Source organism: Microbulbifer sp. A4B17 (assembly GCF_003076275.1).
Taxonomy (GTDB): Bacteria; Pseudomonadota; Gammaproteobacteria; order Pseudomonadales; family Cellvibrionaceae; genus Microbulbifer.
In genome coordinates this window covers 96,438-121,156 of the sequence record NZ_CP029064.1, presented here as the reverse complement: position 1 = coordinate 121,156, position 24,719 = coordinate 96,438, and the positions used below count along the sequence as shown (strand labels likewise).

At 50.1% G+C, this 24,719-nt stretch carries 23 protein-coding genes; 14 read left to right on the top strand and 9 right to left on the bottom strand.

The genetic code is table 11. From position 1 onward, the window contains the following. Positions 1 to 51: 51 nt before the first annotated feature. From BTJ40_RS00565 to BTJ40_RS00555, 3 genes are read right to left on the bottom strand one after another with little or no spacing between them, the layout of a single operon-like run. Complete coding sequence (locus tag BTJ40_RS00565) at positions 52 to 1,761, bottom strand: flotillin family protein (RefSeq protein WP_192879366.1); 1,710 nt, start codon at positions 1,759 to 1,761, stop codon at positions 52 to 54. Beyond that, the gene (locus BTJ40_RS00560; protein WP_108731293.1) at positions 1,762 to 2,415 is read right to left on the bottom strand and encodes a YqiJ family protein; all 654 of its coding nucleotides are present in this window, start codon (positions 2,413 to 2,415) and stop codon (positions 1,762 to 1,764) included. Next, on the bottom strand, positions 2,415 to 3,077 hold the full coding sequence (locus BTJ40_RS00555; protein ID WP_108731292.1) for a PspA/IM30 family protein: 663 nt from the start codon (positions 3,075 to 3,077) through the stop codon (positions 2,415 to 2,417). The genes BTJ40_RS00560 and BTJ40_RS00555 overlap by 1 nt, the downstream gene beginning before the upstream one ends. A gap of 149 nt (positions 3,078 to 3,226) precedes the next feature. Between BTJ40_RS00555 and BTJ40_RS00550 the strand changes: the two genes are divergently transcribed. The 11 genes from BTJ40_RS00550 to BTJ40_RS00500 all read left to right on the top strand — a co-directional run bounded on the left by BTJ40_RS00550 (position 3,227) and on the right by BTJ40_RS00500 (position 18,028). Further along, positions 3,227 to 3,427: a hypothetical protein gene (locus BTJ40_RS00550; RefSeq protein ID WP_108731291.1), complete on the top strand. Its 201-nt coding sequence runs from the start codon at positions 3,227 to 3,229 to the stop codon at positions 3,425 to 3,427. A gap of 369 nt (positions 3,428 to 3,796) precedes the next feature. Continuing rightward, positions 3,797 to 5,209, top strand: a complete 1,413-nt coding sequence (locus BTJ40_RS00545; RefSeq protein ID WP_108731290.1) for a nicotinate phosphoribosyltransferase — start codon at positions 3,797 to 3,799, stop codon at positions 5,207 to 5,209. 196 nt (positions 5,210 to 5,405) lie between these two features. Beyond that, positions 5,406 to 7,037 carry a TldD/PmbA family protein gene (locus tag BTJ40_RS00540; protein WP_108731289.1) on the top strand — a complete coding sequence of 544 codons (1,632 nt, stop codon included), beginning with the start codon at positions 5,406 to 5,408 and terminating at the stop codon, positions 7,035 to 7,037. A gap of 35 nt (positions 7,038 to 7,072) precedes the next feature. After that, on the top strand, positions 7,073 to 8,404 hold the full coding sequence (locus BTJ40_RS00535) for a TldD/PmbA family protein (protein ID WP_108731288.1): 1,332 nt from the start codon (positions 7,073 to 7,075) through the stop codon (positions 8,402 to 8,404). Between the two features lie 27 nt (positions 8,405 to 8,431). Next, positions 8,432 to 10,063, top strand: coding sequence for a TldD/PmbA family protein (locus BTJ40_RS00530; protein ID WP_108731287.1), 1,632 nt, complete (start codon positions 8,432 to 8,434; stop codon positions 10,061 to 10,063). 214 nt (positions 10,064 to 10,277) lie between these two features. Next, positions 10,278 to 11,003 carry a DUF4159 domain-containing protein gene (locus tag BTJ40_RS00525; protein ID WP_108731286.1) on the top strand — a complete coding sequence of 242 codons (726 nt, stop codon included), beginning with the start codon at positions 10,278 to 10,280 and terminating at the stop codon, positions 11,001 to 11,003. A 2-nt stretch (positions 11,004 to 11,005) separates the two neighbouring features. Beyond that, positions 11,006 to 12,004 (top strand): MoxR family ATPase, encoded by a 999-nt coding sequence (locus BTJ40_RS00520; protein ID WP_108731285.1) that lies wholly within the window; start codon positions 11,006 to 11,008, stop codon positions 12,002 to 12,004. Positions 12,005 to 12,009: 5 nt separating this feature from the next. Then, positions 12,010 to 12,912 (top strand): DUF58 domain-containing protein, encoded by a 903-nt coding sequence (locus BTJ40_RS00515; RefSeq protein WP_108731284.1) that lies wholly within the window; start codon positions 12,010 to 12,012, stop codon positions 12,910 to 12,912. 1 nt (position 12,913) lies between these two features. Further along, complete coding sequence (locus BTJ40_RS00510) at positions 12,914 to 14,119, top strand: BatA domain-containing protein (protein ID WP_108731283.1); 1,206 nt, start codon at positions 12,914 to 12,916, stop codon at positions 14,117 to 14,119. Next, positions 14,112 to 16,340 (top strand): hypothetical protein, encoded by a 2,229-nt coding sequence (locus tag BTJ40_RS00505; RefSeq protein ID WP_108731282.1) that lies wholly within the window; start codon positions 14,112 to 14,114, stop codon positions 16,338 to 16,340. Before BTJ40_RS00510 ends, BTJ40_RS00505 begins: the two co-directional genes overlap by 8 nt. Next, positions 16,337 to 18,028, top strand: a complete 1,692-nt coding sequence (locus tag BTJ40_RS00500) for a hypothetical protein (RefSeq protein ID WP_108731281.1) — start codon at positions 16,337 to 16,339, stop codon at positions 18,026 to 18,028. The genes BTJ40_RS00505 and BTJ40_RS00500 overlap by 4 nt, the downstream gene beginning before the upstream one ends. Here BTJ40_RS00500 and BTJ40_RS00495 read toward each other — a convergent pair. Next, entirely contained in the window at positions 18,017 to 18,580 is a 564-nt protein-coding gene (locus BTJ40_RS00495) for a lipocalin family protein (protein WP_108731280.1), read from the bottom strand. The genes BTJ40_RS00500 and BTJ40_RS00495 overlap by 12 nt on opposite strands. 141 nt (positions 18,581 to 18,721) lie before the next feature. Continuing rightward, positions 18,722 to 19,498, bottom strand: a complete 777-nt coding sequence (locus BTJ40_RS00490; protein ID WP_108731279.1) for a ferredoxin--NADP reductase — start codon at positions 19,496 to 19,498, stop codon at positions 18,722 to 18,724. 124 nt (positions 19,499 to 19,622) lie between these two features. Here BTJ40_RS00490 and BTJ40_RS00485 point away from each other — a divergent pair, with 124 nt between their 5' ends. The 3 genes from BTJ40_RS00485 (at position 19,623) to BTJ40_RS00475 (ending at position 21,690) form a co-directional block, all read left to right on the top strand. Then, positions 19,623 to 20,504, top strand: coding sequence for a LysR family transcriptional regulator (locus BTJ40_RS00485; RefSeq protein ID WP_108731278.1), 882 nt, complete (start codon positions 19,623 to 19,625; stop codon positions 20,502 to 20,504). Between the two features lie 272 nt (positions 20,505 to 20,776). After that, on the top strand, positions 20,777 to 21,268 hold the full coding sequence (locus tag BTJ40_RS00480) for a hypothetical protein (protein ID WP_108731277.1): 492 nt from the start codon (positions 20,777 to 20,779) through the stop codon (positions 21,266 to 21,268). Between the two features lie 23 nt (positions 21,269 to 21,291). Next, complete coding sequence (locus BTJ40_RS00475; protein ID WP_108731276.1) at positions 21,292 to 21,690, top strand: hypothetical protein; 399 nt, start codon at positions 21,292 to 21,294, stop codon at positions 21,688 to 21,690. Positions 21,691 to 21,744: 54 nt separating this feature from the next. Here BTJ40_RS00475 and BTJ40_RS00470 read toward each other — a convergent pair whose 3' ends face one another. From BTJ40_RS00470 to BTJ40_RS00455, 4 genes are read right to left on the bottom strand one after another with little or no spacing between them, the layout of a single operon-like run. Beyond that, the gene (locus BTJ40_RS00470; RefSeq protein ID WP_108731275.1) at positions 21,745 to 22,278 is read right to left on the bottom strand and encodes an acyloxyacyl hydrolase; all 534 of its coding nucleotides are present in this window, start codon (positions 22,276 to 22,278) and stop codon (positions 21,745 to 21,747) included. Between the two features lie 36 nt (positions 22,279 to 22,314). Further along, positions 22,315 to 23,541, bottom strand: coding sequence for a beta-ketoacyl-ACP synthase (locus BTJ40_RS00465; protein WP_108731274.1), 1,227 nt, complete (start codon positions 23,539 to 23,541; stop codon positions 22,315 to 22,317). Beyond that, positions 23,541 to 24,269 (bottom strand): 3-oxoacyl-ACP reductase FabG, encoded by a 729-nt coding sequence (fabG, locus tag BTJ40_RS00460; protein ID WP_108731273.1) that lies wholly within the window; start codon positions 24,267 to 24,269, stop codon positions 23,541 to 23,543. The genes BTJ40_RS00465 and fabG overlap by 1 nt, the downstream gene beginning before the upstream one ends. Next, on the bottom strand, positions 24,270 to 24,716 hold the full coding sequence (locus BTJ40_RS00455) for a hotdog family protein (protein ID WP_108731272.1): 447 nt from the start codon (positions 24,714 to 24,716) through the stop codon (positions 24,270 to 24,272). Positions 24,717 to 24,719: the final 3 nt, after the last annotated feature.

Genomic DNA, 24,719 nt, shown 5'->3' with positions numbered 1-24,719 from the left:
AAACAAATAATAAAGTACTTATAAACTCTATTTTACAAAGTTCAAGTTACGTTAATTTTCAATCTCAGTGGTCTTGCACAAATCGCCGACTCCAGCTTCTTTTAACAAAGAATCTACCAATGGAGCCATGGCCCGATGCTTAAGGGCACTACCTACCAGTGCTTCCGGCAAGCTTTGTCCTTTGGTTTCAGTTTCACCATCTAAAATACCGCTGCTTGCCCGACCATCAACACCACTCAAGCCTTCAACAGAAATAATTTTCATTCCCTCAATGCTTTCCATAGGCTTGACGCTCTCACGGATAATATTGGGTAAATTTTCGTGTAGGCTGATCACCTTCTTCAGGGCAATCTGAGCCTCATTCAAGCTGTTGTAGGCTTCATTCATGAGGCGCTGACCTTCAGCATCCACCGCGTATTTCTCACGGTCTGCTTCAACTTTAATACGAATGGCTTCAGCTTCTGCAGAAGCCTGTAGGCGCAGTGCTTCTGCTTTATCCTCTGCAGCAGACTTCTCTGCATCCGCCATTACCTTAATACCGGTGGCCTGACGCTCTGCAACTTTTTGCGCTTCAATAATTTCAATGCGCTTATCACGTTCGGCAACTTCAACATCCTTAGCAGTGCGTACCTGCTCCTCGGCCTTTACCGCTTCTGCCCGAGCCACGTTTGCCTGCTGATCAGCCAGGGATTGCTCTTTGGACTTCTCCGCAACAGCAATGGCACGCTCCTGCTCAGCAATCTCTACAGATTTTTCTTTGGAAATACGCTGCTCATCAAGAATACGCTCACCCTCAATTTCCTGCTCTTTCAGACGGCGCTCTTTTTCAATCTCCAATAATTTAGTTGCCTGCTCTGCGGCAATTTGGGACTGGCTCACTTCACGCTGGGCTTCAATCTCAGCCTTGCGAGCAGCGCGCTCCTGCTCAGCGAGTTCGCGGGCAATATCTGCCTTCTGTGCGGCTTCGCGATTTTCCAGCTCGCGCTGCTGCTCCAGATGTGCATAGCGTTTCTCTTTATCAATCTCTAACTTCTGGCGTTCAGCTTCGAGATTTTTCTTCTCGATCTGTACCATTGTTTCCTGCTCAACATCGTTGACTTCCTTACGACGCGCCTCAATAGAGCGGGTCATACTGGCAAGGCCTTCGGCATCAAACACATTATCCTGATTGAAAAACTCTTTATGAGTTTGATCCAAGCCAGTCAAGGATACAGCCTCAAGTTCTAAACCATTTTTCAATAGGTCCTCAGAAACCACCTGCTGGACTTTTTGTACAAACTGACTGCGCTGCTCGTGCAACTCAGCCATTTCCATTTCAGCCGCCACAGAGCGCAAGGCGTCGACAAATTTACCCTCAATCATTTCTTTTAATGCTTCGGGATCTAAAGTACGCAGGCCCAAAGTTTGCGCAGCATTGGCTATAGCATCTACATCCGGCTTTACACGTAGGTAAAATTCGGCAAGCACATCAACACGCATACGATCCTTGGTGATCAGTGCCTGGTGCTCCTTGCGGGAAACCGCAAGGCGCAAAGTGTTCATGTTGACCGGGATAATTTCATGCAAAACCGGTAGTACCAATGCACCACCATTCATTATGACTTTTTGTCCCCCCATACCGGTACGAACAAAAGAGCGTTCTTTTGAGGCCCGGGTATACAGGCGAGCAAAAATAGTTCCAATAACTATCAAGGCAACTAATACGGCGCCGGCAATAAATACCACAACGGGAAGATTTCCTATCACTGCTGGATTCTCCATTTAATTTGTCTCCATAAGATGTATGCTGCTGGGGCGAGTTACTCGAAAATGTGCTCCCAGCTCTTCCACCAGTAACACCTTATCCCCCTGATTAAATACTTCACTTTTATCCGGCTCCACCATCACATAATGTGTAGTACCGTATTCATCACTAAAACGTGCCTCTGCCGGTGAACCGGCTTCTGCTTTTCCGATCGTAATAATCGCAATACGACCTACGAAGGAGTTTCTCTCAACCGCTTCTGACTCATCGCCCACAGCAAAACGCCGCAGAATATTTCCGACAAAACGTACCTGGGGTAGCGCCAGGAAAAAAACTGCTACAGCAAGCAAACCACCCGGTACTAAATACCCAAGGATAGACTCAACGAGCATTTGGAGTAACAGGCCCGTTACACCGAAGCTAACCAAAAAAGTCACTAATAGGATAAGCGCAGGTACTTCTCCAAAACGCAACCATCCCAGCAGCTTAGTCAACCCACCCGACAATCCTGTGTCTGGTACATCAACATCAAAATCTGGCATGAGATTATCCAGTAGATCTGAGATACCAACACCAATCAATGTCATCACACCTTCAAGGAGCGCTATCATAAACATTAAAAGCAGCGCACCAGTGAAGATCAGATTTTGATCTTGTAATAAAAATATCATCAGCCCCCCGACTTAATTTTTGCCAAACGTTCTTTCACAAGATTACTACGTGCAATTTCCTCAAGCTCCGCCAATTTGCTGGCGTCTATTCCGGAATCCAATGCAGATATAGCAGTATTCACATGTGCCTGATTAAATATTTCTAAAGCTTGCTCCACCTGAGCTGCCGTATCTCCATTCGTACTATATCTTTCATCAACAGCACTACGTTTCAGGTCTTTATTTACTTCAATATATTCCTGCAGCTGTTCACGCATTTCACGCTTCTTTCCCTGTAAAGCAAGAATGTAAGAGCTGAGTTCTTGTATTTCCCTATCATTTTCACGAACAGCTCTTTCCAAAACTGGTAGCTGGACTTCAATATCCATTTGCTTAGCAATAGCTGCTTCAGCTAAATCATCGCGTTTCTCTTGCACGGCAATATCAATTTGTTTAGCCAGCCTATTGTGGCGGGTATTCTCCTCGTTTAATGCTCTGCTATTAATGTACCTGGAGGCCTCAACTTTACCCAACTGGTCTCGCACATCTGCAATTGCATCATCTACATCCCTAATCGCCTGCTCCATTACCGATTTTGGGGTAGCTGCTTCAACTGATTCCACTACTGCACTGGCAGACACAGAGATTAAGCGCGATATACGCTTAATAAACCCTTCACTCATAAGCTATCCCCTTTTCCTATTAGAAAACACTATCTAGTCAGTAGCTGCCAACGCCAAGCTATGTCGAAGCTCTCCACTATCTCTTGATGGATACTTCGTGATTTCCTCTGCCGCAATCGCATGACTGATTTTCCCTGGAGGGCATCAACATGCCTGCAGAAGATGTTTATCGAATATATCGCAACGTGTTAAAAGTAATGCTGAAATGTATCATTGCAGCACTCTCGGCGAGCCACTCCAATGCACCTCTATTAATAAGCTGTGATGACGCTCTTCCAGACAATGAGCTGTTAGAAGAAATAGTTCTGCGAAAGAAATATATGACTGGGAAGATTATTTTACTCAGTTGAGCTTCTTGTCACAGCTACCATCTACGTCTTTTTTCACTTTGTGTGACAGTGCCACTGCGGACAATTGACATCAGGTAGGCCTAGTCATCAGCCGATAAACACGCCGAACTTTACTGGGTTTAATTGAGCATGCCGTTCCTTTACCTGCCATGTAGACAAATGTACACATACCAACGCATAAGGTCAATAATTTGAGTAAGCGAGAAGCTCCTAAAATAAACTCTCTTACTTTTATCTTTTACTAAAGTGAAAGTTATAGCTTTTAAAAAATTTATTATTGTGGCTAGTTTACAAGTCAAAAAGCAATGACACGCTATAACAGAATGCAAGTGACGGCATAAAATAGACGCCAATATTCGGTTTCAAAATATGAACACACAGAGTTCTAATACGCCTTTTCAATTATCGGGAAATCCAATACTAAATGTCGATAGCTATAAAACCAGCCATTATCTTCAGTATCCTCCAGGAACATCTCATATCAGTAGTTATATTGAATGTCGTGGTGGTGAGTTTAGTGCTGCCATGTTTTTCGGTTTACAGGCATTTATCAAACAATACTTAAGTGTTCCTGTCTGTACCTATCAAGTTGATGAGGCAGAAGACATATTAAAATCTCACGGATTACCATTTAATCGTGATGGGTGGACTCATATTGTTAGCAGCCATAAAGGATTCTTGCCCATTGAAATTACAGCAGTAGAGGAAGGCCAAGTTATACCGGTGAAAAATGTCATGGCCCAGGTAGTAAATACTTGTCCCACCTGCTTTTGGCTTACCACTTATATTGAGACTGCACTTTTACGTAGTATCTGGTATCCATCCACCGTTGCTACACAGAGCCGCGAAATTAAGAAAATCATCTCAAAATATTTATTCGAAACGGCAGACAGTCAGAATAATCTGGAACTTCGGTTGCATGATTTTGGTGCAAGGGGGGCCAGTAGCCTGGAAACTGCAATGCTGGGAGGAATGGCCCACCTAGTCAATTTTAAAGGAACCGATACGATTTCAGGCATACTAGCCGCAAATAAATTCTACAGCGCAACTAGGCCAGGGTTCTCCATTCCAGCAGCTGAGCACAGCACAATTATCGCCTGGGGACAGGAAAATGAAGAAGAAGCTTATCTCAATATTCTGAATCAATTTTCTGGAAACAAGAAAACTGTTGCAGTTGTCAGTGATAGTTACGACTTATGGAATGCTATAGAGAATATCTGGGGCAAAAAATTAAAGAACCAGATTATTCACAGTGGCGGAACACTGGTAATCAGACCTGACTCTGGTGACCCAGAGAAGATTGTAGTAGATACAGTAGAGCGGTTGATGAGAATCTTTGGATCTGAAATAAATAAAAAAGGCTATCGAGTGTTGCCTCCCTTTATTCGGGTTATACAAGGTGACGGCATTACCCGCTTTACAATCCCCAAAATTCTGCAAGCAATGAAAGAAAACAAACAAAGCACTGAAAACCTTACCTTTGGTATGGGCGGAGGATTACTTCAAAAAGTTGATCGGGATCTGATTGGCTTCGCTATGAAAGCCAGTGCCATTTGTATCAATGGTACTTGGTACGATATTTTCAAAGATCCAAGAACCGGACCAGAAAAAAAATCTAAAGGCGGCCGCCTTGCACTAATTCGCAAAAGTGACGGTTCGTTCCAAACTCTAAAGCAGAGTGAACTGAAACAAGACACTAGCCTTCTAAAACCCGTTTATCGTGATGGTATTCTTTTGAAAGATATTACTTTCGACGAGGTTCGTAGGAACGCCGCCATTTGAGCCTCTCCCAAGCGATAACAACTTACCCCTACCAAGCTTCACTTTATCGAGCAACTACTTTACAAATCCATGTTGGACCTGTTAGTTGTGGATACCCAAATTCTGACCTCCGTGCACACAAAGCCATAAGCGTCAGTAGCAATAACAATAAACACCCCCAGAGAATATTTGTGCTTTGGCGGGGTAAAGGTAGCCAATGGAAAGAAGAAAATTCCTCAAGATCGCCGGTGTCGGCTCCAGTGGTATTTTGTTGCCTCTACAGGGCATTCAGGTCAGTGCCGAGCAGCTGCTCAATGAGGGCATGCACAGCTCCCATAAAAGACATCTTGCGGATGTAGTCCTGAATACGGCGCGCAAGGCCGGGGCCAGTTATACCGATGTACGTATCGGCCGCTATCTAAACCAGTACGTTATGACCCGCGAAACCAACGTGGAGAATATCGTCAACACAGAATCCCTTGGCGCAGGTATTCGTGTGATTGCCAATGGTACCTGGGGCTTCGCCGCCACCAACGACCTTACAGCGGATGGCGTTGCCCTTGCCGCGCGCCAAGCAGTTGCCGTAGCTAAGGCCAATGCGAAGTACCAAACTGAGCCCGTGCGTTTGGCACCGGTAAAAGGGGTGGGCGAGGTTTCCTGGCAGACACCTATCGAACAAAATGCCCTCCAGGTCCCCATCAGTGAAAAAGTCGATTTCCTGATGGATGTTAACAATGGGGCACTCAAAGCTGGGGCCAGCTATATCCGTTCTTCCCTGTATCTGGTCAATGAGCAGAAGTACTTTGCTTCTAGCGACGGCTCCTATATTGACCAGGATGTCCATCGCCTCTGGGCACCTATGCAGGTGACCGCTGTTGATAAGCAGAGCGGTGCTTTTAAGACTCGCAACGGTCTCAGTGACCCAGTGGGGAGAGGCTATGAATACCTGGCCGGTCACGACAAAGACAAGATTCCCGGACAGACCACGCTCTACAAAGCTTCCTATGATATGGCCGAGGATGCAGTGCTTGCAGCCGAGCAAGCCCAGGCCAAGCTATCAGCCAAGTCCATCGATCCGGGCAAGTACGATTTGGTACTGGAACCCTCGCATCTGTGCCTGACCATCCACGAATCTGTGGGCCATCCTCTTGAGCTGGACCGCGTGCTGGGTTACGAGGCCAACTATGCGGGAACTTCCTTCGCCACCCTGGATAAGTGGCGCAGCGGTAAATTCCAGTACGGCAGCGATAAGGTCACCCTGTTTGCCGACAAGGTGCAGCCGGGCTCCCTCGGTGCTGTCGCCTATGACGACGAAGGGGTTAAAACCAAGCGCTGGGACTTGGTGAAAGACGGCATCCTGGTGAACTACCAGGCTACCCGCGATCAGGTGCATATGATCGACCAAAAGGAATCCCACGGCTGCAGCTATGGCGATAGCTGGTCCAGCGTGCAATTCCAGCGCATGCCCAATGTCTCTTTGGCGCCAAGCGAAAAAGAATACTCGGCAAAATCCATGATCCGCGATGTGGAAAAAGGCATTTACATTGTCGGACGCGGTTCTTATTCCATCGACCAGCAGCGTTACAACTTCCAATTCGGCGGGCAGCTGTTCTATGAGATAAAAAACGGCGAGATCGTCGGCCAGGTTGAAGACGTCGCCTACCAGTCCAACACCCAGGAGTTCTGGAATTCCTGCTCGGCGATTTGCGACAGCAGTGATTACCGCTTGGGCGGAACCTTCTTCGATGGCAAGGGCCAACCCAGCCAGGTGAGCGCAGTCTCCCACGGCTGTTCCACCACCCGTTTTGACCAAATTAATGTAATCAATACCAAGCGCAAGATTTCCTGAGCGGCGCACAAGAATAAGTAATTGGAGAAAAGGCAATGGCCATTCTGAGTAGAAGTGAAGCGAAGCGTATTCTCGACAAGGTTTTAAAATACAGCCGCGCCGATGAAGCCAGCGCGCAGCTGGCCGGCAGCGAAACCGGCAATATTCGCTACGCGCGCAACAGCGTTTCCACCAGTGGTATCGTCAACGATATCGAGCTGGCCGTAGAGGCCCGTTTCGGCAAGAAATCCGGTGTGGCCACTATCAATGAATTCAGTGATGCCTCCCTGGAAAAAGTGATGCGTCGCGCCGAAGAGTTGGCCAAGCTATCTCCGGAAAACCCGGAAGCCATGCCGATGCTGGGACCGCAGAAATATGTCAGCGTAGACGGCTTCGCCAAGTCCACTGCAGATATCACTCCAGACCAGCGCGCCAAGGCTGCGGCAGATTCCATTATTGCAGCCAAGGAAAAGAAAGTGGTTGCTGCGGGTTACCTGGAAGACCAGCGCTCTTTTGCGGCAGTCGCCACCAGCAAAGGCCTGTTCGGTTACCACGCTTCTACCTCTGCCAACTTCACCGTAACCATGCGCACCGAGAATGGCCTGGGTTCCGGTTGGGCTGAAAGTGACGTTACCGATTTCGGCGCGATGAATACCGGCAGCACTTCCTCTGTCGCCATCGACAAGGCGGTCCTGTCCCAGGAAGCCCGCGCCCTGGAACCGGGCAAGTACACCGTGATCCTGGAGCCCAATGCGGTGTCCGGCCTGGTGGGTTACATGATGAGCGGCTTCGATGCGCGCAGTGCCGACGAAGGCCGCAGCTTTATGAGCAAAAAGGGTGGCGGCAACCGTACCGGTGAGAAGATGTTCGACAAGCGAGTAAATTTCTACTCCGACCCCACCAGCCTCGAAGTGCCGGCTCAACCCTGGACCGACGGTGATTTTATGCATCTGGGGCGCACCGAATGGGTGAAAGATGGGGTAGTGAAAAACCTGGCGCGCAGTCGCTACTGGGCCGAGCAAAGCAAAGGCGAAGTGGTCCCTGAGCCCAACAACCTGATTATGGTCGGCGGTGATAAATCCACCGAAGAACTGATCAAAAATACCCGCCGAGGCATTTTGGTATCCCGCACCTGGTATATCCGTATGGTCGATCCGCAGTCCATGCTCCTGACCGGCCTCACCCGTGACGGCACCTTCTATATCGAAAACGGCAAGATCAAATACCCGGTGAAGAACTTCCGCTTCAACGAGAGCCCGGTAATCATGCTCAACAATATCGAAGATATGGGCGTACCCCAGCGAGTGGGTATGTGGGGCATGTCCGCCATGATTCCCGCGTTGAAAGTGCGCGACTTCACCTTCAGCAGCCTTTCCGACGCCGTATAACAGCCAGCACCCATCGAGGATAACGAAATGGAAAGAAGAAAATTTCTCCAGCTCAGCGGTGCCGGCCTGGGTGTTTCCATGTTGCCGCTGTCCGGCAATCTGGTCGCCGAGAGCAAACTGACACAAAGCGGTATTGATCTCTCTGTAAAAAAAGAATTTGCCGATGTCGCCCTGAATACCGCCACTAAACTCGGCGCCACTTATGCCGATGTGCGTATTGGTCGCTACCTGAACCAATACGTAATCACCCGCGAGATGAAAGTGCAGGACGTGGTGAACACCGAATCTATCGGCATGGGGATTCGGGTTATTGCCAACGGCACCTGGGGCTTTGCTGCCACCAATGACCTGACAGCCGATGGCGTCGCTCGCGCCACCCGCCAGGCAGTAGCTACCGCCAAGGCCAACTCCAAGTACCAGCAGGAGCCCGTACAGCTGGCTCCGGTAAAAGGCCACGGCGAGGTGAGCTGGCAGACACCCATCCAGAAAAACGCTATGCAGATCCCACTGGCCGACAAGGTGGACCTGTTAATGGACGTGAACAAGTCCGCTATGGATGCCGGCGCCAGCTATATCAACTCCATGCTGTACCTGGTGAATGAACAAAAGTATTTTGCCTCTACCGACGGCTCCTATATCGACCAGGATGTTCACCGTTTGTGGGCGCCCTTCTCGGTCACCGCAGTGGACAAGAAAACTGGCGGCTTCCGTACCCGCCAGGGCCTCAGCCAGCCGGTAGGACGCGGCTTTGAATACCTGGATGGCCGCGCCGAAGACAAGATCCAAGCGCAGACAGTGCTCTACCGCGATTCCTACGATATGGCCGAAGACGCACGCCTGGCGGCGCAACAAGCCAAGGAAAAGCTCACTGCTAAATCGGTCAAACCAGGCAAGTACGACCTGGTGCTGGACCCCAGCCACCTTTGGCTCACCATCCATGAATCCGTCGGCCACCCGCTGGAGCTGGACCGCGTACTCGGCTACGAGGCCAATTTTGCCGGCACCTCTTTTGCCACTATCGATAAATGGCGCAGCGGCAAATTCCAATACGGCAGCGACAAGGTCAATCTGTTTGCCGATAAGGTACAGCCCGGCTCTCTCGGTGCCGTCGGCTACGACGATGAAGGCGTTAAGACCCGTAACTGGGATCTGGTAAAAGACGGTGTGCTGGTGAACTACCAGGCCACCCGCGACCAGGTACATATGCTAGGGCAAAAGAAATCCCACGGCTGCTGCTACGCAGATAGTTGGTCCAGCGTGCAATTCCAGCGCATGTCCAACGTTTCGCTGTTACCCGGCAAGGAGGAGCTGAGTGTTGACGATATGATCAAGGATGTGGAGAAAGGCATTTATATTGTGGGTGCCGGTTCCTTCTCCATCGATCAGCAGCGCTACAACTTCCAGTTTGGTGGACAGCTGTTCTACGAGATTGAAGACGGCAAGATTACCGGCATGGTGGAGGACGTCGCCTACCAGTCCAACACCCAGGAATTCTGGAATGCCTGTTCGCAGGTCTGCGACAAAGATGATTACCGCCTGGGTGGTTCCTTCTTTGACGGTAAGGGACAGCCGATGCAAACCAGTGCGGTATCCCACGGTAGTTCCACTGCACGCTTCGACGGTATCAATGTGATTAACACCAAGCGCAAGCTGGGCTAGCCATTGATCCAGGCGGGAGCTGGCCAGCAAACCAGTCAGCTCCCAGCATTGAAAATAAATGGGTAGAAGGAAAGAAGGTGCTCCGTTCGAGACCGTATGAGGCATGGATGCCGATTACGAGCGTACAGGGATGTATTTACAGCGTGTCTCGAACGGAGCACCTTCTTTCCTTTGCTCTCAACAATAAAAACCAACGCAGTAACAGAGTTATCCCGTGTCCCTCACCCGCAAGGCTTTTCTTCAGCGCCTGATCCTGGGTAGTTGCGCCGCAGCGCTGCCTCTGGGCACACGCGCACAAAATACCGCACCGGGTAGTGCACAGGAGCACTACGATTTCTATTTCACCCGCTTGATGTACGAGTCCGGTGACTGGGATGTGGATCAGCGCATGCCTTCCAACCTGCTCAATTCACTGGTGGAATACACCAATCTCAGGGTTGATCCCAAAGAGCACATAGTGCCGCTGGCCGATAAGAAAATGCTGCTGGCGCCTTTCTGCTACCTGGCCGGACACAAGCTGGTGCAATTCACCACGGAAGAGGCAAAGAATTTTCGCGATTACGTCAATCGCGGTGGCTTTGTATTTGTCGACGACTGCAACCACGATATCGACGGTCTCTTTGCCAAATCCTTCGAAGCACAAATGGTCGAGCTGTTTGGCGAAGGCTGCCTGCAAAAGCTCCCGGACGATCACGACCTCTACCGCTGTTTCTTTCAATTCGACGAATTGCCAGTAACCAGCTTTGAATTAAATGGCTGGGGTGATGATCTGGTACACGACTACCTGAAAGCCATTGTTGTAAACGGCCGTATCGCCGTGCTCTACAGCAACAAAGATTTCGGCTGCGAATGGGACTACGACTACCGCAACAAACGCTGGCTCGCCATCGATAACACAAAATTTGCGGTGAACATTGTTATTTACGCACTGACGAGCTGATTATGCTGACCACCCTGGAAAATAGTATCGAAGAACAACTGCACAGCCTCGACAATCTTCAACAGGAAATTGCGCGGGTGATTGTCGGCCAGAAACCTGTGGTGGAGCAGATGCTGATCTGCCTGTTGGCCGGCGGCCACGCCCTACTCGAAGGGGTGCCGGGGTTGGGTAAAACCCTGCTGGTAAAAACCCTCGCCGATGCCAGTGCGCTGGATTTTAAGCGGGTACAGTTCACCCCGGATTTAATGCCCGGAGATATTCTCGGCAGTGAGATCCTCGAAGAGGATCACAGCACCGGCAAGCGCTTTTTTAAATTCCAGCAGGGCCCGGTTTTCACCAATATCCTGCTCGCCGATGAAATTAACCGCACACCGCCGAAAACCCAGGCAGCCCTATTGGAATCCATGCAGGAAGGCTCGGTAACCGTGGGCGGTAAAACACTGAAATTGCCCGATCCTTATTTCGTACTGGCCACACAAAATCCCATCGAGCAGGCCGGCACCTATCCGCTGCCGGAGGCTCAGCTGGACCGCTTCCTGTTAAATATTCATATCGACTATCCCGATGAGCGGGACGAAGTTGAAATCCTGCGCTCCACCACCGGTGCCAGCAGGGTCAAACCCAGCCCCAGCCTGGATGCGGAGCAATTGCGCGAAATGCAGCAACTGGTGCGGGAAATTCATGTAAGCGACGATTTATACCGCTACGTGGCGGCACTAGTGCGCGCCACCCGTATGGAAACCAGCGGCAGCGATACCCTGCAACAGTGGATCAAATGGGGCGCCGGCCCCCGCGCGGGGCAGGCTCTGATTCTCGCTGCCAAGGCGCGGGCCCTGTTGCAGCGACGCCTCGCCGTCACCCGCGAGGATATCCGCAGCCTGTTACTGCCGGTACTGCGCCACCGGGTGCTGCTCAGCTTCCAGGCCCAGGCCGATGGCGTGCAGATGCCACAGCTGATTGAAGAATTACTGGCAGCGGTGCCTGAACCGGGCCAGGGCTAATCAGCGTGGAATACCTGTCCCCCAAAACCCTGGCCAGCTGTCGCGATCTGGTGTGGCTGTCGCGGCATATTGCCGAGGGCGTGATGCTCGGTGTGCAACACAGCCAGCGCCGTGGCACCGGCCTGGAATTTCACCAATACCGAGGTTATCAAGCGGGTGATTCCATCCGCCATATCGACTGGAAACTGTTCGCCCGCAGCGATCGCTACTATGTGCGCGAGACCGAGCAGGAGAGCCGTATGCACGTGTGCTTTGTACTCGATAGCAGCGCCTCCCTGGGCCAGGCGAGCTTTGTCGAGCCCAGTCTGAATAAACTGCATTACGCCAAGTGCTGGATTGCCAGCCTATGCTGGCTGCTCAACGCCCAGGGAGACAGCTTTTCCCTATTGGCATTTAACAGCAGCCGGACGGTTTATGTACCCGAAGGCCAGGGCGAGAGCCACCAGCGTCAAATCGCCCTTCAGCTACAACACGTCGACGCCAGCGGCCACTGGCCAGATCGCGCTCAACTGGCGCCGCTGTGGCAATACTTTGAACGCCCCTGTCAGGTGGTGTTACTGAGTGATTTTTTTCAACAGGGCAATGAGATCGGCGATTTTGCCGCACGCCTACACGCCGCCGGCCGCCCCTGCCTACCGCTGCAATTGTTAATTGAGGCAGAACAGACTTTTCCTTTTGGCGGAGAGCTAAAGCTGCTCAATCCAGAAGTAAGCGCCAGTACTCCCGCTACTTTAGAAGTGGACGCCGAGCGGCAACGCCAGTCTTACCTGGATGCTTTTGCTCAAGCGCAGAGCGAGTTAAAAGCACGCTTTGCCACACAGGAGTGTTCACTGCAGACCGACCTTATCGAGCAGCCTGTGGAAAAGTCACTGCGGCAATTTATTCAACTGCACGGCAGGTTGTGCTGAGATGTTGTGGATAAATAACTTATTTCAATCCCCACAGTGGCTATGGCTATTCACAGCCCTGATTATCCCTATCGCCATTCATTTGCTGCGCCGAAGTAATCCACAGCAGATCTCCTTTGCTGCGCTGCAATGGGTACAAAGATATTCACAGAGTCGCGCGCGCCGCCCTATTGTGGATAACAAGTGGTTGCTGCTATTGCGCCTGCTAATCGTCGCCCTGCTGGCAAGTTTATTGGCTCAGCCGCTGATTAAACGGGAAATTTATCCCCAAGAGGGCGTGATACTGGTAGACCCCAGAATTGGGGCGGGCGAAGCGAATAAATTTATCCACAATTCACTGCCGCAGCTTGTGGGGGAAGGTTATAAAGTGCTGTGGTTATCCCCAGAAACACCTTCCGTAACCTCACCCCCACCACAAAATGTGGACCTGTGGAAAACTCTATCAGCACTATCACGCCGGGCGGATTTGCGCAGGGCTCATATCCTGTTGATAAACAACGGGGTTCCAGCATCCCACCAGGCACTAAGAGTCAGTCCCCATTGGCAGTGGCACGGCCTCGACAAAACATCCACAGCTCCGAGCCCGGTATTACCGAGTATCGCTTTAATGGGCAAGGCGCCCAGTTGGTGGGCGCCTGTGCTGGAAGACTGGCACAACAATATGCCGGGACTATCGGTGCAAACTCTGAAGCGAGAAGAGACGCCTAGCGCCGAAAAGGCAGATTGGTTGATCTACACGGGCCCCGCTCCCCTGCCACACGCCGTGCTGGAATTTGTTTCAGATGGCGGCCTGTTAATCACCGACAACAGTATCCCCCCTACCGATAATCTCAACTTCGTTGCTGTGGATAACAGCCAGTCAGCTCAAGCGGCCTCAATGGGACGGGGAAGTTGGCTGCGCTACGAAAGTGACTGGTACAGCGAGGCCTTTTATCGCCGCGCAGATTTACCTGAACGCTTATGGCTGCACTGGTCTGGGCAAGACTGGGCTCTGCAACACCAAAATCGTGGCCACTGGTCTGCCAATAAAGTAGTGGCAGGCCTTCCTGTAGAAGACAGCGAGGTAGAAAACCGCCGTATTGAACAACTGCAACCCTGGTTAATTATCGCCCTACTGTTACTTCTGGCCTTTGAACGCCTAATTGCCCTATCTCACCCCCCAGCCATCATGGCAATCGATAGTAATAGGGAGGCCGACCATGCATAAGCACCAGTCCACCCTTAACGCTGTGCGCAGGCGCTGGCAACTGACAGCCCTGCGGCCCTATCTCTGGCTTGCCACTGGCCTCAGCCTTCTGGCTGGCTTGGGCATTTTTGTATTCGGCTGGCCACAGTGGCTATTGCTCGCCTGGCTCGGAATTATTGTTGTAGCAATTCTATTGGATCGCAGCTGGCGCTCAAGCCCTGAAAGCCTATGTCGACAGTTGGATGGACAATATCCACAGCTGCAAGACAGCAGCCAGTTGCTTAGCCAACAGAAAACCAACCTAAGTCCATTGCAGCAATTACAGCGCACGCGTATCGAAACAGAGCTGCAACAACTGCTGGAAAGTGGCGACCGGTCGTCTTTCGGTCCAAAAAAACTCTGCAGTACCCTGACAAATGCCTTCGGTGCCTGCCTGGGACTGTTGTTATTTGTGCTGAGCAATTCTCACTTCACTGGGGATAAAACCGAGACCACGCAACAAAATACAGCTATTCCCGTTGCCGAAAAGCTCGCCATAACACACGCGGCAACCCATATCCAGCCGCCCGCCTACACTGGGCTCGCAGCCGACAGCCAATCCCTACAAGTCGATGTGCCGGAGCAGTCTGCGGTCGAATGGCAACTTGAATTGAATCAGCCGGTGCAAGGGCTGGAAATGCTGGCCGAAGCTGAACGCTTCGCCTTTTCTCCACTAGGTGATCTACCCAGTAAAAAATGGCAATTACAACGCACTATCGCTAAGGCAGACTTTTACCAGCTCTCAGTGCAACTCGCGGAGAGCCAAATGCTATTGCCGGAAATTCATAATATTCGGGTGCAAAAAGACAATGCTCCGGAGTTTACCTTTGAGGCACCCAGCTTGCGCGTCGATACCATTCAAGGCAGCGCTCAAAGTATTCCCGTGAAAGTAATCATTAATGATGATTACCAGGTGAGTTCAGTGGATTTATTGGTCACCCTCGCCAGCGGCACCGGGGAAAATTTACGTTTTCGCGAAGAGCGTATTGCACTCACCAGTTTGCAATCCACTGCTTTATCAACAAACACCTCGGAAGATAAGAAAGCAGCTCGCTACGATTTCACCCTGCCCATCCACCAGTTTTCCATGGAAGCGGGAGATGAACTCTACTGGTATTTGGAGGCCAGGGATAACCACGAGCCCAGTGCCAACGTTGCCAAGAGCCAACACTTTATCTTGCGCTGGCCACAAGAGGAGATTTTCGGACTGAGCGACAGCGAGGGTATGGCAATTAAAATATTGCCGGAGTATTTCCGCAGCCAACGCCAGCTGATTATTGACACCGAGGCCTTACTAGCCGAGCGAGAGCAGCTGCATCCACAGGAGTTTCGCAAGCGCTCCGAGGGTTTAGCCTATGAACAGAATTTGCTGCGCATGCGCTACGGCCGCTTTCTCGGCGAGGAGGATTCGGAAGCGGAGCATTCTGGAGCAGAAAGCGAGAAGCACGATGATAAAGAAGAATCCGAACACGGCCATGGCCACGATCATACAGAACAAGGTGAGCACCAGGCACATGGCGAAGAAAATGCCACTCCCTTTGCACAGCGAGACTCCCATTTCCAACAGGCAGAGCGCATAGCTGCTTCTGCCGGACACCGGCATGACAGCTCAGAGCATGCCACCCTGTTCGACCCCCAAACCAAGGAGCTACTGCGCAACGCGCTGAATGCCATGTGGAGTTCCTGGCGCGACCTGTCGGTTATAGAGCCCCAAGCCTCCCTGCCCCACCAGCACCGGGCTCTGCGCTTTATCAAGGAAGTACAGCAGGCTTCGCGTATTTACTTACAAAGAGTCGGGTTCGAGGCGCCCCCCATAGACGAAAGCCGCCGGCTTAGCGGTGAACGGGAAGACGTAACGCCAGAAACTGTCGACAGTGCCTTTGAACAAAAACAAAGAGCACAGGTGCTCGCCCTAATGGCCCAAGTAGACTCTGGCGCCGAACTCGATACCGATCTGCTGGTGCAGATAAATGAGCTAGCTGCAGAGCAATCAATAGATCTCGGCCTGGAACTGTCCAAACAGCTGCGTTTATACCAGCAGCGCCTCCAGCAACCGAATTGCATTGATTGCACAAACTCCCTGAATCAGCTGCTCTATCAGCTACTGTCAGCACCGGAATCTGCGCCTTCATTGCCTTTGCTAACTGAGGCCGACGGCCATTTCAGCCGTTGGCTGCACCAGCAAGGGGAGAAATCATTGTGATTGATTTCTTGATACCCGGCCTGTGCCTGTTGGCCTGCTTAGCATCACTCGTACTATTGCGCCGCCGAGGTGCCAAGCCGTTCGACTATGGCCTGCAACTGGCGATTTGGTTGAGTGCCTGGATGCTCTGGCAGCCGCCGGCAATCATTCCCGCCGAGCGCAATATCTCTATCGATAGCAAACAACTGGCGAGCTCACATCCAATAAATCTCAATGGTGTGGAAAATATCTCTCTCAATGGGGAGCCACTCGGCCGCGACAAACTTCGGGACCTGGCACCGGTGCGTCTGGAGTTATCGAAGATCCAGGAATCTGATGGCCGCTGGGAATTGGACTGGCAGCGGAAAATTACCTTGGGTGATTCTTTAAAGTTAAAGGTTCACAACAACCAGCCACTGACTGAAAACGTAAAAATTAGTCTGCTCAATCCCTACGGCCATATTGAAGACAGTCTTGAGCTGAAAGTGGGAGAAGCAATTCAGACACAACTCACTGCCACTCCAAAACTCGCAGGCCCCCAGCTATACCGGGTGCGGATTGACAGCAAAGCCGGGGAAACCCATACAGATCCCTTACCTATTCTGGTGCGAGAACCGCTCCAGCCCAAGTTATTACTGTGGCTGGCACGCCCCTCTTTTGAGACGGCCGCCCTCTCTCGCTGGCTGCGCCAATCCGGTGTAACAGCACAAGTGATGACCCAGTTGGCACCTGAAATTAGTAGAAAAGAAACTCTCAACGGCCTTCCACTTAACGAGTCTGCGGATTTATTCACGAATGAAAGTCCCTTCGATTTAGTGGTACTCGACAGCAGTTTGTGGCCACAACTTTCCGCTCTGCAAAAGCGTCAGCTCAACGAGCTGGCCACTACAAAGTCACTGTTATGGTTAGTCAGTGACGATAGCTCTGAAGAGTTTCTCCAATACGCTGCTGGCCATTCCATGCCTCTGCAAAAGGGGCAAGCTACCCATTTACGCTCCGGCTTTGGCTACCAAAAAGCGGACAATGCGAAAATTCCCCCACTGCGTAATCTTGGCTTCAAAGTCACACAGCCCGGCTCCTACGACTTTTTACTGGGCAATGGAGAGTCCCCACTTTTCTGGGGACGCTCAACCGAGAACCAACACCTGGGATTTATCCTATTTAGCGACAGCCACCGATGGCTAACCAGTGGCTTTGCTACAGAATTTGCCAACCTGTGGAAGTCGATTATTGATCACCAACTCAAGCATTTGGGACGTCAGCCGCCAGTAACGCTCTCCAATGAGTTACCGCGTACACAGGAACGCATTACCCTATGCAGCCCACTTTTTTCTGATCAGAGTCCATTCTTATCAGAATTTCAAAATAGCTCCCGCTCTACCAGAGGAATCGCCGCAAGCAATAGTTCCCAGGGTCAGTGCTACAGCTTCTGGCCCCAAAATTCAGGTTGGCACCAGCTTTGGACTGAATTGGGAGGGAAGTCGGTACTAGACTTCTATATCTTTGCCAAAGAGGACTGGCCCCTATGGCAGCAGTCCCTGAATGCCAGGGAGACCCAACTAATGGCTGCCGCACGTTTGGGGCCAGAAGCAAATAACCACGCAAGCAGAGTATTGCTGGGGCGCCAGTGGCCGGCCCTTATATTGCTGTTACTAGTGTGTATAAGCTGGTGGCGGGAACGCCGGCTTTTGAACAGATCACGAATTTGAGGGCTGCGCCGTGGGTTTATTTCCCGGCTTAGCCTCTTGCTTGGGGAATATCAGCTGGTCGACGGGATACCCCAAAGCTTTGGCCTTCTGTAAAAACTGCTCCAACACATCCTTGGGTATGGTTGGGGTGCGGGACAATATCCACAGATAGGATTTATCGTAGCCAGATACCATCGCGTATTGGTAGTCATCCGATAAAGCAATCACGATATAGGATGAGTAGAAGGGGCCAAGAAAAGAGACTTTCAAATGGCCCACATTTTTCGGGCCGACAAACTCGGCCCTCCCCTCCGCCTTTTGCCAGGCATCGCGCGCTTTTGAATAGCCTGTATTGATCACCGCGACAGAGCCATCGTGATTGAGGCTGTAGTCAGCACTGACTTGACTCAGGCCGCGCTCGAAAGAGTGATCCAGTCGAGCAATTTCATACCAGTGGCCTAAATATCGCTGTAACTGAAAGTTCTGGACAGGCTCAACTCCCTCCGGTACCCGCGTACAGGCACCCAACCAGAGAAAGGAAAACAGTAATACACCCAGTGAAAACAGCTTCATCTAGCCACTCCCAGCAAGCTCCCCCTCAAGTCAGAATAGAAGGCAGGGGTTTCACAAGATCAGGATAGTTTCGGGTACCTGTATTTCACTCATAAAAAAACCACCGCGAGGGTGGTTTTTATTATCGCTGAGCTGACCAACTTATTTTTCCACGAATGCGCGTTCAATTACATACTCGTGAGGCACACCTGCGCGGGTCTCCTTGAATCCCCAGTCATCGAGGATATTGGTGAGATCCTTCAGCATTGCCGGGCTGCCGCACAGCATAAAGCGATCTTCCTCAACACTCGGCTTGGGCACACCCAGGTCAGTAAACAGCTTTCCGGACAGCATGAGATCAGTCAGGCGACCGGTATTGCGGTAGGGCTCTCGGGTCACGGTTGGGTAGTAAAGCAGCTGCTCGCGCACCATCTCGCCAAAGTACTCGTGCTCAGGAAGCTCATTCTCAATGTGCTCCTGGTAGGCCAGCTCAGACACGTAGCGAACACCATGGGTGAGAATTACCTGGTCAAAACGCTCGTAGACCGTGGGATCTTTGATGATGCTCATGAAAGGTGCCAAGCCAGTGCCTGTAGAGAGCAACCAGAGGCGCTTACCTGGCAACAGGTGATCGGCCACCAGGGTACCCGTTGGCTTTTGGCTCACGTAAATCTCATCGCCCGGCTTGATCTTCTGCAAGCGGGAGGTCAAGGGGCCATCGGGTACCTTGATACTGAAGAACTCCAACTCATCTTCATAGTTGGCACTGGCAATGGAATAGGCACGCAGCAGCGGACGACCATTGTCCTGCTGCAGACCGATCATCGTAAAATGTCCGTTCTCAAAGCGAAAGCCCGAATCCCGGGTGGTCTTAAAGCTAAACAGTGTGTCGTTCCAGTGGTGGACATCCAACACCTTCTCTATATTCAATTTGGACATAAACTTAAAACCGGTTATTCCACGAGTCTCTTGATAGTTGAATTTTAGCCCTAGAAGATCTATTGGCAAAGTGGGATATTTCGATATTCCTTATCTATTTTAACGATCAAGTGGAGATTTCCCTTTGCGCTATACCCTGCGCCAGCTGGAGGTGTTCCTCGCCTGTGCCCATCACGAGAATGTCAGTCGCGCTGCGGAGAGCCTGAGTATGTCCCAGTCCGCCGCCTCCACAGCGCTGAAAGAGTTTGAACAGCAGTTTGAGTTGCGCCTGTTCGAGCGCACCGGTAAACGGCTGCGCCTCAATGAACTGGGACGGCAGTTGTGGCCAAGGGCGGAAGAACTCCTGGAGCGAGCCCAGGAACTTGAGCAGACACTGGCCACTCACCGGGAGCTGGGAAGCCTTAAGATCGGAGCCACCCTAACTATTGGCAACTACCTGACTGCCAGCGTGATGGCCCGCTATATGGAAGAGCAGCCCGGAACACAGGTACAGCTGGAAGTTGCCAATACCGCAGCGATTGCCGAGAGGGTACTCAATTTTGAGTTGGACTTGGGCCTGATTGAAGGGGAGATCAATCACCCAGATCTGGAAATAATCCCCTGGCGCCATGATGAGCTGGTTGTTTTCTGTGCACCGAGCCACCCCCTCGCAAACCGCAAACGCCTCGGTGATAAAGACCTGATCGGTGCGACCTGGATTACCCGGGAGTCAGGCTCAGGAACGCGACAGACTTTTGAGAGAGCCATGGCAGGGCTATTGCCGCAACTACATATCCTACTGGAATTACAACATACAGAAGCGATCAAGCGAGCCGTGGAGGCAGGATTGGGAATTAGTTGCCTTTCCCGTGTTTCATTAACTGATGCCTTAAAGCGAGGCTCACTCATTGAGCTACCCGTACCACATAGAGACTTTCATCGAGAATTCTATTTTGTGCTTCATCGGCAAAAATATAGAAGCGCGGGAATCAAGCGATGGATGGAATTATGTGACTCAGCAGGATAAAAAAAGATTAGTTCTTTGAGAAAATTTGCAATTAGATCATGGAGTTAGCTAGCTTACTTGTAATCAGTAAATTTACACCATTCGCTCTATGAGCCGTATGGACTAACCCTGATTTTTGCATATGATGAATTCTTATCCTCCGCTATCATCAATCCAAGATCTACTACCCATCTATTTATTTTGGTAAATTACGCAACCTAAGACGACCTCCTCAACTTATTGTTTTATCTATTTTTATTTAAGTGATCTATTCCGTACTTAAAAGAGGTTATATGAAAATCAAAGGAATTTTATTGTTTGGTACTATTTTCAGTCTCTCGCTATCTGCTTATGGAGATGGCCTGATTTCCATCAATAAAAAAGCCGAATATCACGATGAAGAATTAATTGCATCCAATATAGTTAAAGAGTGTAATAACCTTGGTTATCAATTTTCTAGCTCAACCAAGAAATTTCTTGGCAAGCATGGATTTGCCAGCTCACTAGATCCAGAGCTGAATATTCAATCAGATGGATACAGTCTTAAATTGACAATTCTCAATGCATATAGCGGAAGATATTTTTCAGGTGGCCATCAAAAATCAGTCTCAATTGGGGCTGAACTTTACAAAAACGGTGAATTGATAGATAACTTCAAGACCACCAGAAACTCAAACGGAGGCTTATTTTATAAATTCAAAAGCTCCTGCAGTGTTCTTGAACGTTGTGTTAATACCCTTGGCAACGACGTAGCCAAGTGGATCTCTAGAAACCATAAAATTTAGCCTCACCCCAATAAGGAAATTTCATGAATTATATTATTAGGTCTATATCTATTGCGGCCTTTGCATTAATTATATCTGGCTGCACAAGTAATCCAATCATGAATATTGAAAGTAGACTAATTCCCGATCGTCTCGATGGGTCTGCTCAAACTCAAGATTCAATTAAAACATCAATTATTGCAGGGTGTATCGCGAGAAACTGGACTTGCCAACAAGTTGCTCCTGGAAAAATATTAGCCACTATTAACGTTCGTAAGCATCATGCTGAAGCAGATATTATATATAACCTTAATAGTTATAGTATCACCTATAAAGACAGCGATATGCTTGACTATAGCGAAAGATATTACACCATTCACAGAAACTACAATCACTGGGTTAGAAATTTGAATGACGCGATTATAAAAGAACTTTCCATTTGATAGTTTTTATATCCCCGGTAGCTGTGACTACTGGGGAGTTATCTTAACTGAAAGTCAGATTTTTATACCCAAATTAATAACAAACGGAACATCTATTCCATCATTGTCACTGAACAGATTGGCGTTGGAGAAGTGTTTCCAGGAAACCATTAGCACCAGATCTTCTTTCCCTCTCCAGTTGATTCGCGCAGCATATCCAACCTGTGCCTGGAAAGAAAAATTATTATCCTGACGACGGTTTCCCAATTGATTGCTGGAAATATAGCTGGGACCCAACGCTCTAACAAAGAAATAAGGTTGCCCCCAACTTCTTTGCCTGGGATATAGATTTAATTGAGGATAGATGGAAAACGCTCTTATGCGTTTATTTTCATCGGCATCAGTAGTTAGCTCAGTATAGCTAACACCTATATCAATATGCTGACGGTAACTCTTTTCAAATGTTTTAAAGGAGTAATCTATCCCGTAGGTTTTATTGTTCTGGCTTGAATCAGGCTGCGGGCCACCGCCAAAACTCACTAGAAGTTCATCAGCAGTAACTGGCTGAGCCAAAAGAATTGTCGAAACTACAGCCAGTGCCCACTTCATATGCTATCCCTGGATTAAAGCTCTCTGATCGGAAAATTAAATTCGTCTTTTAAAGATTAAAGAAGTATTGATCCCGCCAAAGGCAAAATTATTACTCATCACATACTCAGTATCGATATGCTTTCCACTGCCCTGGATATAGTCTAATTCCGCACAGTCAGAATCAACCTCTGCCAAATTAACCGTGGGATGGAACCAACCGTTACGCATCATCTGAATGCTTGCCCAAGCCTCCAATGCGCCACAGGCACCCAGCGTATGACCGGTATAGCTCTTAAGTGAGCTTATGGGTACTGCACGCCCAAATGCATTACGGGTTGCGTGGCTTTCCGCAATATCACCTCGATCCGTAGCTGTGCCATGCGCACTGACATAACCTATTTCACTGGTCTCTACTCCAGCCTGTGCTATTGCCTGCTGCAATGCCACCTGCATAGTTGCCGATTGAGGTTGGGTAACGTGGCTGCCATCAGAGTTGGTTCCAAATCCTACGACCTCTGCATAAATCCTGGCTCCACGGGCAATCGCGTGTTCATACTCTTCCAAAATAAGCGTGCCAGCGCCTTCGCCGATAACCAATCCATCCCGGTTGCGGTCGAAAGGACGTGGAGACAATTCAGGGGTGTCGTTCTTTGTTGAAGTCGCATATAAGGTGTCAAAGACCGCGGCCTCGGTTGCACACAACTCCTCTGCACCACCGGCCACCATAATGGTTTGGCTACCATTGCGAATCGCCTCATAGGCATACCCAATCCCCTGGCTTCCAGAGGTACAAGCGGAGCTGGTGGTATAAACCCGTCCACACAATCCGAAAAATACCCCAATATTGACCGCCGCCGTGTGGGACATCATTTTTATATAACTGGTCGCATTTAGGCCATCGGTGCGGTGATTTAGAAGCATATTGCCAAAGTCGGCTATTGCAGCTGGAGTTCCCGCAGATGATCCATAAGCGACACCAACAGCACCACTTTTGAGAATGGGGTCATCCAATAATCCCGCATCCTCAAGCGCAATCTCGCTGGCGCGAACCGCCATTAATGAGACGCGGCCCATGCTGCGCACACGTTTGCGGTTGTAGTGAGCCGGTTTTTCGAAGTCCTTTACCGGCGCGCCCAGTCGGGTTTCAAGCCCCTCATACTTATCCCAGTCTTCCATGTAGGAAATGCCTGACAGACCGCTCTGTAAAGCCTGACTAACCGAGCCCCAACCCTGGCCGATAGGGGATATTCCGGCCATTCCTGTAACAACCACGCGCTTCATTAGCAGAGACCACCATTTACTGAGATAACTTGACGGGTGATGTAAGCAGCACGTTCGTGCATCAGGAACGCTACAGTTGCCGCCACTTCTTCTGGTTTACCCATTCTGCGGGCAGGCACCATTTTTAAAATTTCTTCAACGGGCAAGTCTTCATCCAACATATCAGTGTCAATGAGGCCCGGAGCAACACAATTCACGGTAATCTTTCGCTTGGCTAACTCCAACGCCAATGCCTTACTCGCACCGATCAAACCCGCTTTGGATGCGGAGTAATTTACCTGGCCGCGATTTCCAGCAATGCCGGATACAGAAGTCATCACGACAATACGGCCGGGCGCTCGGCGCCTGACCATTGGCATGGTTAAGGGGTGTAAAACATTGTAGAAACCATCCAGATTGGTATGCACAACAAAATCCCAATCTTCAGCAGGCATCGCAGGAAAAGCATTGTCGGCAGTAACACCAGCATTGCACACAATGCCGTAGTAACAGCCATTACTCTCGACATCTTCCAATAAGACATCCCGTGCCTGCTCCCGGTCGGCAATATCAAACTGCAAAATTCTGCTTTTTTGACCTAACTTAGCGATCTCTTCTGCAGTTTCCTCTGCTTGATCACGGCGGCTGCGGCAATGTAAAACAATATCGTAGCCATCTTCAGCTAACTGCAGTGCAATCGCCCGGCCAATACCACGACTGGAACCGGTAACTAAAACCCACTCTGACATTTAGTTTCTTTCCTTCAAATACTGTTCTACGTTATCCGGCTGAAAAACATTAAGTCGCGCACTCTGCTCGATAGATGAGCCGGTTATCACACACTCAAATGTCGCCATGCCATTTTCAGCCTGCAGAATGCGCTCTACATCAATTGTTAATTCTTCGCCACAGCGATAACTCTCGATATTTGACAGGAACTTGCGGGTACCCAGTAAAAAACCCAGGCGAACGTCTTTACCCTGCTCTTTTGCATGATATCCAGAGAAAGCTGCGATGGATTGGGCCATATATTCAATGCCCACGTAAGCGGGAACACGACCGTTGCGGGAAAATATTCCATCATCACGAACTCGCAACTTTGCCTGTAGCTGCTCCTCGCCTACAGAGATCACTTCATCGAGGAGTGACATATTTCCACTGTGTGGAACCAGTTCTTCAGCAGTATATTTGTGCATCTA